Here is a 15,792-nt window from a genome sequence, read left to right as displayed (position 1 = left end):
CGTTTGGGCTCAGAATAGTTCGACCGTGCCAAGCGCCGATTGCGGCCGCCCCAGTGGTTTCTGCGTAGGGGCGGTCTCGGCCGGGACCAGCCGGGCGCGGACCTGGCCGCTCGCCGGGCGGAACTGGATACGCCGCGCCTGGGTGCCCTCGAGGTCCTCGAAGACCTTGGGGATGCCCTCGCGCTCGAGGAACTGGCGGGCGAAGGCGGCGTTGGCGGTGCCGATCGGGGAGAGATCGGGGTTGAGGTTCGCCCCCCCGTAGAGCCGCGCGCGCATCCGGCTCTTGTGCGCGCCAAGGGAGAGCATCTCGTTGATCAGCAGCTCCATCAGGAACAACCCGTAGTCGCTGTCGAAGGCGGCGCTGCGCATGTGCGCGGGCGGTTCGGCGAGCAGGAAGTGGTTCATGCCGCCGACCCGCGCGACGGGATCGAACAGGCAGGTCGCGACGCAGCTGCCGAGGATGGTGCTCATCTCGACGCGCGGGTCGGTGCTCGCCTTGGCCTCGCCCTGGACGATTGTCATCCGCAGGATGTCGGGCGACGCTCCGGCGAGGAGGGGGGGGAAGGGGGTCATGTCGCTCATGACAGGGCCGCCGTGGCCGGAGCGAAGATCGCAGATGCGATCCGCTGGAGCGGCAGCACCTCGCGCGCCGCGCCCATCTCGATCGCGGCGCGAGGCATGCCGAAGACGACGCAGCTCGCCTGGTCCTGGGCGATGGTGCGCGCGCCGATGCTGGCGAGCTGGACCATGCCCTGCGCGCCGTCCTGGCCCATGCCGGTAAGCAGCACCCCGAGCCCGCGCCCGCCGCGCGCCGCGCCGAGCGTGGCGGCCAGCGAGGCGAACAGGCGGTCGACGCTCGGGCGGTGGCCGGCGGCGGGCTCGCCCTCGCGCAGCACGCAGCGCATGCCCCGCGAGCCTGCCGAGGCGACCTGGAGGTGGCGGTCGTTGCCCGGGGCGAGCAGCACCATGCCGCGCTCCAGCGGCATGTCGCTCTCGGCGAGCATCACCCTGGGGCGCACCGCGCGGTCGAAGGACTGGGCGATCGCCCCGGCGAAGCAGCCGTTGATGTGCTGGACGACGAGGGTCGGCGGGCAATCGGCGGGAAAGCCCGAGAGCACGGTGTGGAGCGCCTCGACCCCGCCGGTCGAGGCGCCGATCACGATCACCTCGGGGAGGTTTGCTCCGCCGCCGCCCCCGGCCGCGGCGGGCGGCGGCGTAGCGGCGGTCGGAGCTGGCGATGCCGCGGCGCGCGGCGCGGCGCGCGCGGGCGCCCGCACGAAGCGCACCCGCGCGGCCTCGCGCACCATCTCGACCAGCGCGCCGTCGTCCGCCTCGGAGGGGTTCATCTTGAGCTGCGACTTGGGGATGCAGCCGATCGCGCCAAGCCTGAGGCCGCGCACCGTCGCGCTCGCCCCGGCCTCGGTCGCGCCCGAGACGAGGATCACCGGGGTCGGTCGCAGCTCCATGATCTTCTCGAGGAAGGACAGCCCGTCCATCCCCGGCATCTCGATGTCGAGCGTCACCACGTCGGGATCGAGCGACTTGATGAGCTGGCGCGCCTCGGCGGCGTTGGCGGCGGTGCCGGCGATGATGATGTCGCTCTCGCGCTCGAGACGGCGCTGGAGCAGCGCGCGCATCAGCGGGCTGTCGTCGACGATCAGGACCCTGATGCTCATGCCGCGCCGCTCCTGCGGTAGATGGTGGGGCCGACCGGCTCGAGCAGCGCGCTCGCCGGGCCGCTGACCCGCTCGGAATGGCCGATGTAGAGATAGCCGCCGGGTATCAGCTGGCGGGCGAAGCGCTCGACGAGCCGCTCCTTGGTGGGGAGGTCGAAATAGATCATCACGTTGCGGCAGAAGATCACGTCGAAGGCGCGGCTCATCGGCCATTCGCCCATCAGGTTGAGGACGCGGAAGCGGACCATCGCCACCAGCGCCGGGTCGATCGCGAGGCGCTGCTCGCCGCCGACGGTGACGGGGGTGCACCACAGCCGCCGCAGCTCCTCGGGCAGGGCGTCGAGCGCGCCCGCCGGGTAGCTCGCCGCCCGCGCGCCGGCGAGCGCATTGACCGAGATGTCGCTCGCGAGCGCGAGAATGCGGCCGCGCGCGATCCTCAGGCCCTCCTCGCGGGACGGGCCGGCGAGCACCATCAGCAGGGTGAAGATCTCCTCCCCCGTCGAACAGCCCGCCGACCAGATGCGCACCGGCGCGCCCCCTTGCTCGCGGGCGAGCAGGGCGGGGCGCACCACGTTCTCGAAGTGGTCGAAGTGGTGCGGCTCGCGGTGGAAATAGGTGTGGTTGGTGGTGAGCGCGGCGACCACCTCGGTGAAGGTCGTCGGGTCGTGCCCAAGCGCATCGAGGAAGGCGCCGAAGCTCGTCAGCCCGCTGCGCCGCACCAGCGGGGCGAGGCGCGAATAGGCGAGCATCTTCTTGCGCTCGGAGAGCACGATGCCGGTCTCGGCGTGGATCAGGTCGGCGATGCGGCGGAAGTCCTCCTCGCCGTAGATCGCCGGGCTGACGCCGGGAACCATGCTGCCGGATGCCGCCTCGGCGGATGCGCCCTCCATCGTCAGGCCGCGACCGCGAGCGCAGGGCCGGCGACGCTGCGCGCGGCGGTGCTGGCGATGAAGTCGACGTCGACGATCAGCGCCACCTGCCCGTTGCCGAGGATCGTCGCCCCCGCCACGCTGTCGATCTGGCGGTAGTGCGCGTCCAATGCCTTGATGACGAACTGGCGCTGGTCGGTGATCGTGTCGACGAGCAGCGCGGCGCGGCCGTGGCCCTCGGTCTCGACCAGCACCAGCACGCCCTCGCAGGGGTTGGTGGTGGCCTCGTAGGCCCCGGTCAGCACGCCCAGCGGGATGATCGGCACGAAGCTCCCGCGCGCGTTGAGCACCTGCGCCGAAGTGCCCATGCCCTTGACGTCGGCAGGGGTCGGACGGAGGCTCTCGATCACGTGGGTGAGCGGGATCACCAGCGACTGGTCGCCGACCTGCACGATCATCCCGTCCGATATGGCCAGCGTCAGCGGCAGGGCGAGGCTGAAGGTGGTGCCCTTGCCCGGCACGCTCTCGATGGTGATGCGCCCGCCCAGCTCCTTCACGTTCTGCTTGACCACGTCCATGCCGACGCCGCGCCCCGAGATGTTCGAGACCTGCGCGGCGGTCGAGAAGCCGGGGGCGAAGATCAGCTGGTGGATATCGTCGTCGGAAAGCTGCGCCTCGGGGGCGACGAGGCCATTGGCGATCGCCTTCGCCAGCACCCGATCGCGGTCGATCCCGCGCCCGTCGTCGGCGATGCGGATGATGATGCGGCCCGCCTTCTGCTCGGCCGAAAGGGTGAGCGTGCCTTCCGGGTCCTTGCCCGCGGCGCGGCGTTCCTCGGGGCTCTCGATCCCGTGGTCGACGGCGTTGCGGATGAGGTGGGTCATCGGCTCGGAAAGGCGCTCGATCACGGTCTTGTCGAGCTCGGTGGTCTCGCCCGCGACCTCGAGCTTGACGTGCTTGCCGGTCGAGGCGCCGAGCTCGCGCAGCAGGCGGGGGACGCGCCCGAACACCGAGCTGATCGGCTGGGCGCGGAAGGCCATCGCGTGCTCCTGGATGTCGCGCACGAGGGTCTCGATCAGGGCGAGCTCCTCGATATGGGCGAGGTCCTCGTTGGTGAGGCGCTGGGCGAGCATCGCCTGGGCGATGACCAGCTCGCCGACGCCGTCGATCAGCATGTCGAGCTTGCGGAGGTCGATGCGTACCGACTGGTTGGCGGGGGCGGGAGCTGCGGCGGCGCCGGCGACGGGGGCCGGGGCGCCGGCCTCGTTGGGGCTCGCGGCGAGCGGCGCGGGGGCGCTGACCGGGCCGGGGGCGGGCTCGGCGTGGGGCGTGGCAGCGGGTGCGGCCGCCGGGGCGCCGATCCGCGGCGGCGGCAGGGTGCCCTCGGGTCCATAGGCGAGCGCGACCTCGTCGCCGACGAAGTCGAAGATCTCGGCGACCGCCTCGCGGGTGACGTGGCCGGGCATCCGGAAGCTCCAGCCGAGGTAGCCCTGCTCGACCAGCAGGCGCTCGAAGGTCGGCACCGCGGCGATGTCGCACAGTTCGCAAGTGCCGCCGAGATCGGTGAGCTCGCGCAGCCACAGCAGCGGCTCGCTGCCCTTGGTCATGGCTCCGGCGTGGGGGCGGACGTGGACGAGCCAGCTCTCGGGCTCTTCGGGTGCGGGCGCGGGTGCGGCGAGCTCGTTGAGGAGATCGTCGAGGTCGTCGAAGGCGGGCGAGGGCGGTGCGGGCGGGGCCGGGGGAGCCTCGGCGGCGACGGGGATCGGGGCGGGCGCTGCGCCCGCATTGCAGGCGAGCGCAGCCTCGAGCCGGGCGATGAGGTCCGCGTCGTCGGGCGGGGTGCCGCCGCCGCGCGCGGTCTCGACATGGTCGCGCAGGCAGTCGAGCGACAGCAGCAGCAGATCGACCAGCCCCGGCTCGAGCGGCACCTTGCCCTCGCGCACGTCGGCGAGGAGGGTCTCGAAATGGTGGGTGAAGGTCTGGAGCGGGATATAGCCGAAAGCCCCCGCGCCGCCCTTGATCGAATGGACCCCGCGGAAGATCGCGTTGATGGTTTCCCCGTCGTGGGTTCCTTCACGGCAGGCGGCGAGGCCCGTCTCGGCGGCTTCGAGGGCTTCGTCACATTCGACGAAGAAGATCTGCTGGATTTCGTCTTCGGTCATGCCGCGATCCCCCCTTCCAAGATGACGAGCTCGAGCCCGGTCAGCGCGAGCGCCGCGGTGAAGGCGGCGCTGGGGTTGTGGACCGTGATCCCGCCCTCACTTCTCGCTGCCGAAACAAGCAGTTGCAGCATCGCCTGGCCGATCTTCTCGACCCGCCCGGCGTCCACGCCGAGGGCGCTCGTGCCGAGGCTCTCGGCGATTTCCGGGTAGAGCGCGGCGGCGGCGCTGCGGTCGCAGACGGGGGGAAGGGCGATCATTTTTGCCACCTCATGCGCATTTTAGGGGGGTCTGAAGGGGGTGAAGGGGGGTCGAAGGGGGGCGAGCGGGGTGTGGAGGGGCCTGGAGGAGGTCTGGGAGGGGTCTCAATCCGCCTAGAATTCGCTCCAGTCGTCCTCGTCGGGGAGGCTGGCGGGGCCCGGGGTGGGGGCGGGTGCGGGTGCGGGTGCCGGGGCGGGCTTGCGGGCGAGGTTGCCGGTGACGGGAAGCGGAGCGGGCGGCGGCGGCGGGGGCGACGCGGCGGGCTTGCGCGGCGCAGGGGCCTTGCGCGCCGCCTGGGCTGCACGCGGGGGCGGGGGCGCGCTGGCGACGCCCGCGCCTGCGCCCGCGCCGATCCCGCTCACCCGGAACTGCGCGACCAGTTCGCCCAGTCGCTGCGCCTCGGAGGAGAGGCTGCGGGTCGCCGCGGTCGACTGCTCGACCATCGCCGCGTTCTGCTGGGTCATGCGGTCGATCGTGCCGACCGCGACATTGACCTGCTCGAGGTTGCTCGCCTGCGCGGCGGTGGTCTCGGCGATCTCGTTGACCTGCGCGGTGACCGCGCCGACCTGCGCGACGATCTCGGCGAGCAGCGTGCCCGTCTCGCCGACCAGCGCCACGCCGTCGCCGACATGGGCGGTCGACTTGCCGATCAGCGCCTTGATGTCGCGCGCCGCGTCGGCCGAGCGCTGGGCGAGGGCGCGCACCTCGTTGGCGACCACCGCGAAGCCCTTGCCGGCCTCGCCCGCACGCGCCGCCTCGACGCCCGCGTTCAAGGCGAGGAGGTTGGTCTGGAAGGCGATCCCGTCGATCACGTCGATGATCTGGGTGATCTCCTTCGCCGACTGCTCGATCGCGTCCATCGCCGCGACCGCCTTGCCGACCACCGCGCCGCCTTCGGTGGCGCGCGCATGGGTATGGGCGATGGCGGAGCGGGCCTGGACCGCGTTCTCGGCCGACTGGCGGGTGAGGGCGACCGTCGATCCGACCGAGGCGGCGGTCTCCTCGAGGCTCGCGGCCTGCTGCCCGTTGCGCAGCGCCAGATCCTCCGAAGCGGCGCGGATCTCGTCCGAGCTGGTCTGGACACCCACCGCCGTCGCCCGCACCTTGCTCAGCATGTCTTCGAGCCGCGCGATCGAGGTGTTGTACATCTCGCGCAGATTGGGCCGCGGCTGTGCCCGGCGTTCGACCTCGACGACCACTTCGGGCAGATAGTCGATCCGGTAGGTCAGATCGCCGTTCGCCAGCCGGTCGAGCGCGGTCGACATGGTCTCGACGATCTCGGTCTGGGCGGCAGCGCGCGAGGTGTTGGACTTCAGCGCGGCGCGGAAGGTCTCGATCGCGCGGGTCATGGTGCCGAATTCGTCGCTGCGGTGCTGGGTGGTGACCCCCGCATCGTGGTTGCCGTCGGCCATGGCGCGCATGGTGGTGCCGATCGCCTCGACCGGCGCGAGCATGGAGCGCCGCACCCACAAATAGGCCCCGGCGAGCGCCGCGAACAGCAGCAGCGCGCCGACGAGCGCGCCGCCCATGATCAGCATGGTGGTCGAGGCGATCTGGTCTTGGGTCTCCTGACGCAGCTCGGCGATCTGCCCGCGCAGGGCGTCATTGGCCTTGCGCTGCGCCCGGTAGATTTCCAGCAGGCGGCTGTGCGAGGCCTTGATCGCCGCCTCGTCCCCGCGCTGCACCGCCGGCTTGAGGCGCTGGTTGACCTCTTCCCAGAAGGCCTTGCCGTTGGTTTCGACATTGGCCGCAATGTCGGCCTTGAGCTTTTCGGAAACCGGCTTTTCCGCCCAGCTGCGCGCAGCCGCATCGAACTCCTGCTCCAGCACCTTGAGGCGCTGATCATTGACCGCGTAGGAATCGCGGTGGATGGTCATGATGCTGGCATTGGCGAAGGCTTCGACCAGGAACAGCGAGGGCGGCATGAAGTCGGCGCTGAAATCGGCGACAGCCTCTTCCTGCTTGTCGAGCGCACCGCCCACCCGCAGGTGGTTCACCGACAGTCCGATCGCGAGGATGATGATCGCCATCACTGCGCCCAGCGCGAGCGCCCCGAGGCGCGAAATCTTTTCGATCGTCATGACTGCCTTGGTCCTGTGCTGGCCTGACCCGCAAGGAATGCGGGCGGGTTCACATCGCTGATTTTGCAGGACCTGCGATAAGGCGGGCTTGTGCCTCGCCTATGCGCAAGCCCCTAGTTCGGGCACCTCACGCCGCGTGGCGCCGCGCGGGTGGGGGAAGCTGGGCCTGCGACCAGCCGGCGGGCTCCCCGTAGCCTGCGCCCGGGCTTGCATCGCCGATGCGGAACGCGGCGAAGGTCTGGGCGAGCTGGCGCGCCTCGTGGTTGAGGTTCTTGGTCGCGGCGTTGGTCTCCTCGACCATCGCGGCGTTCTGCTGGGTCATCTTGTCCATCGCCCCGATCGTCTCGGAGACGCGGCGCAGCTGCATGCTCTGCTCGCTCACCGCCTCGGCGATGCGCGAGACCGCCTCGGTGACCTCGGCGACGCGCGCGTTGATGGTCTGGAGCGCGGTGCCGGTCTCGTTGACGAGGCTGACCCCGGTCTGGACGTGCGCGCCGACCGCCTCGATGCGCTTCTTGATCTCGTTCGCGGCCTCGGTGGCGCGCATCGAGAGCGCGCGCACCTCGGAGGCGACCACCGAGAAGCCCTTGCCCGCCTCGCCCGCGCGCGCCGCCTCGACCCCGGCGTTCAAGGCCAGCAGGTTGGTCTGGAAGGCGATGTTGTCGATCATCGCGGTGATCTCGGAAATCTCGACCGTCGCGGTCTCGATCTTGCCCATCGCCTGGATCGCGCGGCCGACCACCTCGCCGCCGCTCTCGGCCTCCTCGCGCGCGGTGCGCATCGAGCCGCTGACGCCGACCGCGAGGTGGGCGTTCTCCTCGATATTGGCGGTGAGGCTCGCCATGGTGGTGGAGGAAAGCTGGAGGCGGCTCGCCTGGTCTTCCGAGCGGCTCGCGAGGTCGGTCATCGCGTGCTCGATCTCGCCGCTGGTGAGGTTGATCGCGCCGATGCTCTCGTTGACCGTGCCCATCGCCTCGCACAGCCGCGCCATCGCGTCGTTGAAGTCGTTGGCGAGCGACTGGAAGGCGGGCGGCATGTCGGTGAGGCGCACGGTGAGGTCCGAATGGGCGACCGCGGCGAGGTTGCGGCCGAGCCGGGCGACCGCCTCCTCGCGCTCGGCGACAGCGCGCTGGCGCTCGACCGCGGCGTCGCGGAAGACGAGCATCGCCTCGGCCATCGCGCCGAGCTCGTCGCTGCGCTCGGTGCCGGGGATGTCGATCGCGTTCTGCCCGCGCGACAGGTCGGTGACGGCGCGGGTGAGCGCGGCGATCGGCTTGGCGATCGAGTTGGCGAGGCTGCGCGAGAGGACCAGCGCGAGGCCCATCAGGATCGCGGCGCCCGCGCCGAGCGCGATCCAGGCCCAGGTGATGACCGTCTCCTGCCGCTCGCTCTGCTCCGCGATCGCGGCGTGCTGGGCGTCGCGGATGTCGCGCAGGGGATTGACCGCGGCGCTGATCAGCACCTTCTTGCCCGCCTGCCGGATCGCCTCCTGCGCGCCGTCGCGGTTGCCGGCCTTGACCACCGCGACATACTTGTCGCCCCAGTCCGCGCGCCACTTGAGGGTCTCGGCGCGCGACTGCTTGACGAGGTCGACGAGGCGCGGGTCGGCGAGCTGCTTCTCGAGCGCGGCCGAGGCCTTGTCGTAATCGTCGCGGCCCTCGTAGTAGGACTTGAGGTAGCTCGTGTCGGCGGTGACGAGGAAGCCGCGCAGCTGGCTGTTCTGGCGCAGCAGCGCGGTCTCCAGCGCCAGGACATCGGCGAGGATGTCCTGGCTCTCGGAATTGCGCGCCGTGACCGAGGAGATCATCGCCAGGCTTACGCCGCAGGCCACCATCACCGCCGCGGCGACCACGTTGAGCGCCACGAAGGCAAAGCCGAGGCGGCGCGGGATGTTGAGACGATCAAGCATGGCTCACGGGTTCCTCTCGTCCGGGGTGGGCAGGGCCTGCGTCAGAAGGCGTAGCGCAGCGACGCGGTGACGGTGCGGCCGTTCATGACCTGCGCATTGACGATCCCCGAGGCCGGGATCGTCGGCGCGCCGAGGCTCACCACCGCCAGTTCGTCGAAGACGTTGAAGGCGTTGACGGCGACCGTCAGGCTGTCCGTCGGGCGATACTGCACGAAGGGGCTGACCAGCACGTAACCGGGCTGGACGAGCTGGTTGGAGTCCTGCGCGAAGCTCTCGGTGGTGCCGTTGACCGCGGCGCCGAGGGTGAACCGGCCGAGCTCCACCGAGGGCCTCGCGAAGAAGGCGAGGTCGGGGATGTGGCGCGGGGTCTTGCCGTTGAAGGCGGGGTCGAGCACGTCCTTGTCGATCTTGGCGTCGGTGTAGGTCGCCCCGACCACCAGGGTGAAGGGGCCCTTCTTCCATTCGCCCTCGAATTCGAGACCCTTGGCGCTGTAGGTGCGCTTGATCTGGGCGACGAAGGCCTGTCCCGTCGCATCGGCGGTGATCTGCGCGTTGCGCTCGTCGGTCGAGGCCCAGAAGCCGGTCAGGAACAGCGAGAGGCCGTTCTTGCGGTACTTCACGCCCGCCTCGGCCTGCTTGACCACCGAGACGAGGATTTCCGGATTGGCCGGGCGCCCGGCGATCGGATCGAGCGTCTCGGTGCCGATCGCGTTCTCCGCCGTCGCGCGGCCGCCGCGACTGTAACGGGCGAAGGCCGAGAGGCTGTCGGCGAAGCGGTAGTTCACCCCCGCCGACCAGGAGACATAGTCGTAGCCGTAGTCGACCGCCGCGGGCCGGGAGAGCGGGAGCACCGGGACCCGGCCCTCGGGAATCGAGACCTGACCGTCGCCGTTGACGTCGAAGGCGACGAACTGCGGACGGCCGCCGCCGAAGCCGGGGGAGAAGACCTGGCCCTGCACGTCGCCCTTGTCCCAGCGCAGGCTCGCGCCGATCGCCAGCCGGCCGATCTGGTAGTTGATCGAGCCATAGGGGGCGAGCACGTCGAAGGTGACGTCGTAGCGGTTGTGGTAGATGCTGAACGGCAGGCCCACCGCAAAGCCGTAGGCGAGCAGGCCCGCGTCGGTGACCGGCACACCGCCGGCGGTGGCGATGTTGACCGGCGCGTTGCGGCTGCCGCCGGCGAGGTCCTGCAGGGTGCTGGCGAAGTTCCAGAACATCCGCATGTCCTGCTGCGAATTGTAGATGCCGAGGGTCGTGGTCAGCTTGCCCTTGCCCGCATTCCACACGCGGGTGGCGCGCAGGTCGTTGGTGACGTTGTCGAGGCTCTCGAGATCGGCATAGATCCGCGCCGACAGCGCCAGCAGCCGCGCATCGGTGATCGCCTGTCCGGCGCGCGGACCTCCCGCGTAGCTGAGCCGTCCGCCCGGCCCGCCGAACTGCGCGAAGAAGGGCGCGGGCGCGGTCACGAAGGGTACGTTGTCGTTGTACTCGCCGCTCACGTCGGAGAAGCGGAAGCGGTTGGTGAAGGTCCACCCGGCGACGTCGAACTGCGCCTCGAATCCGAGCGACTTGACCTTCGCGGCGAGCCCGTCCCTGGTGTCGATGAGGGTGCGGTTGTTGTTGCGGTCGACCTCCGGGATGCTCGCGGTGAGCCCGGACAGGTAGGCGCGATTGCGCGGATCGAAGCCGTTCACGAAGCCGATCGTCGGGTCGGCGTTGGTGCCGGTCACAATCACCGGGACGGTGCCGTAGTTGGGCTGCCGGTCGTCGAGATACTTGGCGTAGAAGCGGATGTAGCCGCCGCCGTCGAATTCCTTGGTGAGGTTGGCCTTGATCTGGCCGCCCTTGAACCCGGTGTAGCCGATGTCGCGCGGGCCCTCGCCGCTGCGGTAGAAGCCGCCGGCGTGGAAGCGCCAGCCGCCCCCGAGCGGGCCGCCATAGGCGAAGTCGACGCGCTTCAGGTCGAAGCCGACGCCGCTCGAAACCTGCATCACCCCGCCCGCGGTCTCGCCGGTCTTCGAGATGAAGTTGATGAGCCCGCCCGGCGAGTTCGAGGCGAAGGTCGAGGCCGAGCCGCCGCGGATCGCCTGCACCTGGGAAAGCGTGAGGTCGGCGCGCAGGAACTGGTCGATCCCGGCGAACTGGATGTCGCCGAACTCGAGCACCGGCAGGCCGTCCTCCTGGAGCTGGAGGAACTTCGAGCCCTCGGCGGCGAGCGGCAGGCCGCGGATGGTGATCGCCGAGAAGCCGTCGATGTCCGAGGTCTCGGAGCGGATGCCGGGGATGTTCTGCATGATCGCGGCGATCGAGCTCACCGAAAGCTGGGCGAGATCGTGATCGTCGAGGACGCTCGCCGAGATCGCGGTGTCGAGGAGGTCGCGGCCCTTGGCGACGCCGGTCGTGAAGGCCTTGGGCGCGGGGGCGCTTGCGCCGGAGCTGTCCTGCGCGCCCTCCGCGCCGCCATCCGCGCCGCTGTCGTCGGCTGCCCCTTTCTCTGCGGCGAAGGCGGTCGCGGGGACGAGGGCGCTGCTGGCGAGCAGCATTCCGGCGAGGAGAGGCAGGTGACGCATGAGAGGGCTGGCTCCTTGAGCTCTTGTGGGGGTTTCAGCCTGCCGGATAGCCCGCGCCCTTTAACCCGGCGCGGGCGCGGGGCTCGGTATTGCTACGATGGCGGCGCCTGGGTGCGGGCTGCGCGCTTTCCCCTAGGCGCCGGTGGCAAGCTGTTGGGGCGCGGGGGCTAATGGCCGGGACGACACCCCATCTCGCGAAAGTGCCCCGCTCTTGATTCTTCCCCCCGCCGCCCGCACGCCGCTCGCGCCCGCATTGCGCGGGCCCCGCGCGGCCGAGGGCGAGGTTCGCGTCGCGCGCCAGCTGCTTGTCGAGGCCGCCAAGGCCGATGCCTTCGGCAAGCCGCGCGCGGCGCTGCTGATGCGCGCCCTCGCGCGGACCGTGCCGCGCTCGGGCGCCATCGGCCGGCTGCTTGCCGCCTGGCCGGGCGACCTTGCGCAGGACGCGATCACCTTCCGCCTGTCTGCCGGGCTCCATGCGCTCGCCCGCACCGGCCGCGCGCCGGGGCTCGCTGCTCTCTTTGCCGACGAGGCGCAGGAGGAGGGTGCGGCGGCGCTCCCCGATCCGCTCGCGCTCGAGGCCGCGGTGCTCGCCGCGCTGACCGAGCACGCGGTGGCGCTCGGGGCGTGGATCGCCCATCCCACCCAGACCAACGAGGTCGCCCGCGTCGCCGGGCTCGTCGCGGTGCTGATGGCGCTCGATGCCGCCGGGGAAGCGATGCCCTGCGAGGTGCTCGAGCTGGGCGCGAGCGCCGGGCTCAACCTCAACTTCCCGCACTATGCCTGCCGCATCGGCGAGCAAATCGCGGGCACGCCGGGGAGCGCGGTCGAACTCGCGCCCGAATGGCGCGGAAGCCTGCCGCCGGTCGGCCCGGTCGAGGTCGTGCGCGCGCAGGGGGTCGATCTCCATCCGCTCGATCCGGCGAGCCCGGCGGACTGCGCGCGGCTCGAGGCCTATGTCTGGCCCGGCGAGCGCGCCCGCAGCCGGCGCCTAACCGCGGCGCTCGATCTGGCGCGCCGGCATCCGCCCGCGGTCGCGCAGGGCCATGCGGGCGAGTGGCTCGAGCGGGCGCTCGCTGCTCCGCAGCTCGCGGGGCTGAGGCGGGTCGTGTTCCACTCGATGGTGATGCAATATGCCGATCCCCACGAGCGCGCGCGGCTCGATGCGGCGCTCGCCGCCGCCGGGGCGCGGGCGACGCGCGAGCGCCCGCTCGTCAGGGTCGGGATGGAATGGCGCGGCGATCGCGCCGCGGTCGAGCTCAGGGTCACGCTGTGGGACGGCGGCCCGCGCGCGGGCGAAGTGCGGCTCGCGGCGCTGTGCCACCCCTATGGCGAGTGGATCGAATGGCGCGGGCTCGACTGACCATGACGGCCTCGCCGCGCCCTCGGGCGAACCCCTAGCCCCCATCCCCTAGCCGCACCTTTCGCTTCCGCCAACCGGCGGCGGACTATCGGCAGGGTGCACTCGAGGAAGCCGGGCCGGTGTCGGCACCGGCAGGACAGGGGGAGCACAAGCCCATGAGACTGAGGACCACTCTGCTACTCTTCGCCGCCACCGGAGCGCTCGCCGCGCCGGCTGTCGCCGCCAAGGCCGGCGAGCGCGAGACCGCTGCCGACAGCACGGAGGAAAGCGCCGAGGAAGCCGCCGCCCCGCAGGCCGGGGATGCCTCCGCCGCCAAGCCGCCGGTCGAGATCTTCTCCACCGGCATGGCCAAGGGCCGCGACCGGCTCGACAGCGCGACCTCGACCAGCGCCCTGAAGGGCGACGACATCCAGCGCTTCGGCCCGCGCCCGCTCTCCGAGGTGCTGCGCACGATGGCGGGCCTGCGCGTCGCGAGCGGCATCGGCGAGGGCAACAACAACTACACCGTGCGCGGGCTGCCGCTCGCGGCGGGCGGCTCGAAATACATGCAGTTCCAGGAGGACGGCCTGCCGGTCCTCGAGTTCGGCGACATCTTCAACGTCTCGACCGACGTGTTCCTGCGGAACGACTTCACCGTGAGCGCGATCGAGACGATCCGCGGCGGCTCGGCCTCGACCTTCGCCTCGAACTCGCCGGGGGGGATCGTCAACGTGATCTCGCGCACCGGGACCGAGACCGGCTTTCGCGCCCAGCTCACCGCCGGGCTCGACTTCGACAGCAAGCGGCTCGATTTCGACTACGGCGCCAAGCTCGGCGAGAACACGCGCTTCTACGTCGGCGGCTTCTACCGCTCGGGCGAGGGTCCGCGCGACATCGGGATCACCGGCTGGCAGGGCGGCCAGATCAAGGCCAACATCACCCGCGAGTTCGCGGGCGGCTACGTGCGCGCCTATCTCAAGTATCTCGACGACCGCTCGCCGACCTATGCGCCCTACTTCGTCAACATCACCGGGACCGACGACAAGCCGGTCTACCGCAACTTTCCGGGCTTCGACCTGAGGGACGATGCGGTGCTCTCGCCGAACCTCGGCCCGATCATCACGCTCGACCGCAACAACAATCCCGCCGCCTACCCCATCAACACCGGGCAGAGCGTCAAGTCGAAGTCGCTCGGCATCGAGGCGCAGTTCGACGTCGCCGGCTGGACGATCACCGAGAAGGCGCGCTACGCGGTCAACGGCGGGGACTTCAGCCGCACCTTCCCGAACCGCGCCGACACGGTGGCAAACTTCGCCGCCTCGATCGGCGGGGCGGGGGCGACGGCGCGCTATGCGAGCGGACCGCTGACCGGCCAGCTCGTGCCGACGGACGCCAACGGCAACGGGCTGCTCGCGCTCTACTTCACCTCGTTCAACCGCGCCTCCTCGCTCGACAACTTCACCAACGACCTGCGCGCGACGCGGGTGTGGAACGTCGGCGGCGGCAAGCTCACCACCACCGCCGGGCTCTACTACGCGGCGCAGGACATCTCCTCGACCTGGCTGCACACCTCGCAGGTCATCGACGTGGCGGGCGGCGGGCGGACCGCGATGGTCGACATCTTCAATTCGGCCGGGGTCGCGCAGACGCAGAATGGCTATTTCGCCTACGGGCGCGGCAATTCCGGTCAGTTCCGGCGCATCTTCGACGTCGGCTACGACGTGCTCGCGCCCTATGGCTCGATCAACTGGCACGTCGGCAAGCTCGCGATCGGCGGCTCCTTGCGCTACGATACCGGCAAGGTGCGCGGCCAGCTGTTCGGCGCCGATCTCGGCGGGGGCCGGGTCGGCCTCGGCAGCTTCGACATCGACCGCAACGGCACGATCAGCCGCGCCGAGCAGCGCGTCGCCTTCCTCCCGCTCGATCGCCCCGCGCCGGTCGATTACGACTACAGCTACCTCAGCTACTCGGTCGGGGTGAACTACCGCTTCGCCGAGCCCTTCTCGGTCTTCGCCCGCTACAGCCGCGGGCACCGCGCGGCGGCCGACAAGGTGCTGTTCACCCCGGCGGTGAGCAGCGTCACCGGGGCGGTCGTCAACCCGGGCGACAAGGACGACACGGTCATCCAGTACGAAGGCGGGTTCAAGTTCCGCAAGAACGGGGTGACGGTCAACGCGACGGCCTTCCACGTCGAGGCCGAGGACCAGAACGTGCTCAACGGCGCGGCCGCCTCGACCAACCGCGTCTACGAGGCCGACGGTGTCGAGCTCGAGGGGACCTTCACCCGCGGGGTCTTCAGCCTCACCGCCTCGGCGACCTACACCCAGGCCAAGATCACCGAGGACCGGATCGGCGGGGTGTTCACCGGCAAGGAACCGCGCCACCAGCCCGACTGGGTGCTGGTCGCAGTGCCGCAGCTCGATTTCGGCAAGGTCGCGCTGGGGGCGAACATCGTCACCATCACCGGCAGCTATGCGCAGGACGTGAACCAGCTCAGGATGCCCGGCTTCACCCAGGTCGGAGCCTTCCTCGAGGTCCAGCCGGCCGAGCACCTGCGCCTCACGGTGAGCGCGCAGAACCTGTTCGACACGCTCGGCATCTACGAGGTCAACCAGGCCACCGTCCCCGCCAACGGCATCGGTTTCGCCCGCGCGGCGAACGGCCGCACGGTGCAGGCTTCGCTCGCGCTGTCGTTCTGATCTCCTGTCGACGGCGCGAACGAAGAAGGGGCCGGCGAGGGATCGCCGGCCCCTTTCGCTTGTCCGCGCGCGAGGAGGCGAGGTTCTCCCGCTGCGCGCGTGCCGAGGCTCCCGCCGACGAGGAGAGGGTCCGCTGGGGCTGAAGCGAGGGGGCTGAAGCGAGGGGGCTGAAGCGAGGGGGCTGAAGCGAGGGGGCTGAAGCGAGGGGGCTGAAGCGCGCCCGAACGCG

Annotated in this window: 10 protein-coding genes; 2 read left to right on the top strand and 8 right to left on the bottom strand. The window is 70.8% G+C overall.

What is annotated here, in order from left to right; translation table 11 throughout:
• Nucleotides 1-9: 9 nt before the first annotated feature.
• From ACLBKU_RS00050 to ACLBKU_RS00015, 8 genes are all read right to left on the bottom strand, one after another.
• The gene (locus ACLBKU_RS00050; protein WP_410177484.1) at nt 10-582 is read right to left on the bottom strand and encodes a chemotaxis protein CheD; all 573 of its coding nucleotides are present in this window, start codon (nt 580-582) and stop codon (nt 10-12) included.
• Nucleotides 579-1,676 carry a chemotaxis-specific protein-glutamate methyltransferase CheB gene (gene cheB / locus ACLBKU_RS00045; RefSeq protein ID WP_410177483.1) on the bottom strand — a complete coding sequence of 366 codons (1,098 nt, stop codon included), beginning with the start codon at nt 1,674-1,676 and terminating at the stop codon, nt 579-581. The genes ACLBKU_RS00050 and cheB overlap by 4 nt, the downstream gene beginning before the upstream one ends.
• Nucleotides 1,673-2,566: a CheR family methyltransferase gene (locus tag ACLBKU_RS00040; RefSeq protein ID WP_410177482.1), complete on the bottom strand. Its 894-nt coding sequence runs from the start codon at nt 2,564-2,566 to the stop codon at nt 1,673-1,675. The genes cheB and ACLBKU_RS00040 overlap by 4 nt, the downstream gene beginning before the upstream one ends.
• Before the next feature lie 2 nt (nt 2,567-2,568).
• Nucleotides 2,569-4,707 carry a chemotaxis protein CheA gene (locus ACLBKU_RS00035; protein WP_410177481.1) on the bottom strand — a complete coding sequence of 713 codons (2,139 nt, stop codon included), beginning with the start codon at nt 4,705-4,707 and terminating at the stop codon, nt 2,569-2,571.
• Nucleotides 4,704-4,964 (bottom strand): STAS domain-containing protein, encoded by a 261-nt coding sequence (locus ACLBKU_RS00030; protein ID WP_410177480.1) that lies wholly within the window; start codon nt 4,962-4,964, stop codon nt 4,704-4,706. Before ACLBKU_RS00030 ends, ACLBKU_RS00035 begins: the two co-directional genes overlap by 4 nt.
• Before the next feature lie 114 nt (nt 4,965-5,078).
• Entirely contained in the window at nt 5,079-7,046 is a 1,968-nt protein-coding gene (locus ACLBKU_RS00025; protein WP_410177479.1) for a methyl-accepting chemotaxis protein, read from the bottom strand.
• 127 nt (nt 7,047-7,173) lie between these two features.
• On the bottom strand, nt 7,174-8,955 hold the full coding sequence (locus tag ACLBKU_RS00020; RefSeq protein WP_410177478.1) for a methyl-accepting chemotaxis protein: 1,782 nt from the start codon (nt 8,953-8,955) through the stop codon (nt 7,174-7,176).
• Nucleotides 8,956-8,996: 41 nt separating this feature from the next.
• On the bottom strand, nt 8,997-11,525 hold the full coding sequence (locus ACLBKU_RS00015; RefSeq protein ID WP_410177477.1) for a TonB-dependent receptor domain-containing protein: 2,529 nt from the start codon (nt 11,523-11,525) through the stop codon (nt 8,997-8,999).
• Nucleotides 11,526-11,736: 211 nt separating this feature from the next.
• On the opposite strand from ACLBKU_RS00015, the gene ACLBKU_RS00010 reads away from it, so the two are divergent.
• Both ACLBKU_RS00010 and ACLBKU_RS00005 read left to right on the top strand, forming a co-directional pair.
• Nucleotides 11,737-12,885, top strand: coding sequence for a DUF2332 domain-containing protein (locus tag ACLBKU_RS00010; protein ID WP_410177476.1), 1,149 nt, complete (start codon nt 11,737-11,739; stop codon nt 12,883-12,885).
• A 155-nt stretch (nt 12,886-13,040) separates the two neighbouring features.
• Entirely contained in the window at nt 13,041-15,563 is a 2,523-nt protein-coding gene (locus ACLBKU_RS00005) for a TonB-dependent receptor domain-containing protein (protein WP_410177475.1), read from the top strand.
• Nucleotides 15,564-15,792 lie beyond the last annotated feature (229 nt).

This window comes from Erythrobacter sp. NE805, from assembly GCF_046452355.1.
Taxonomy (GTDB): Bacteria; Pseudomonadota; Alphaproteobacteria; order Sphingomonadales; family Sphingomonadaceae; genus Erythrobacter.
Note: the sequence above shows the minus strand (reverse complement) of the source record. Positions and strands in the feature narration are given on the sequence as shown.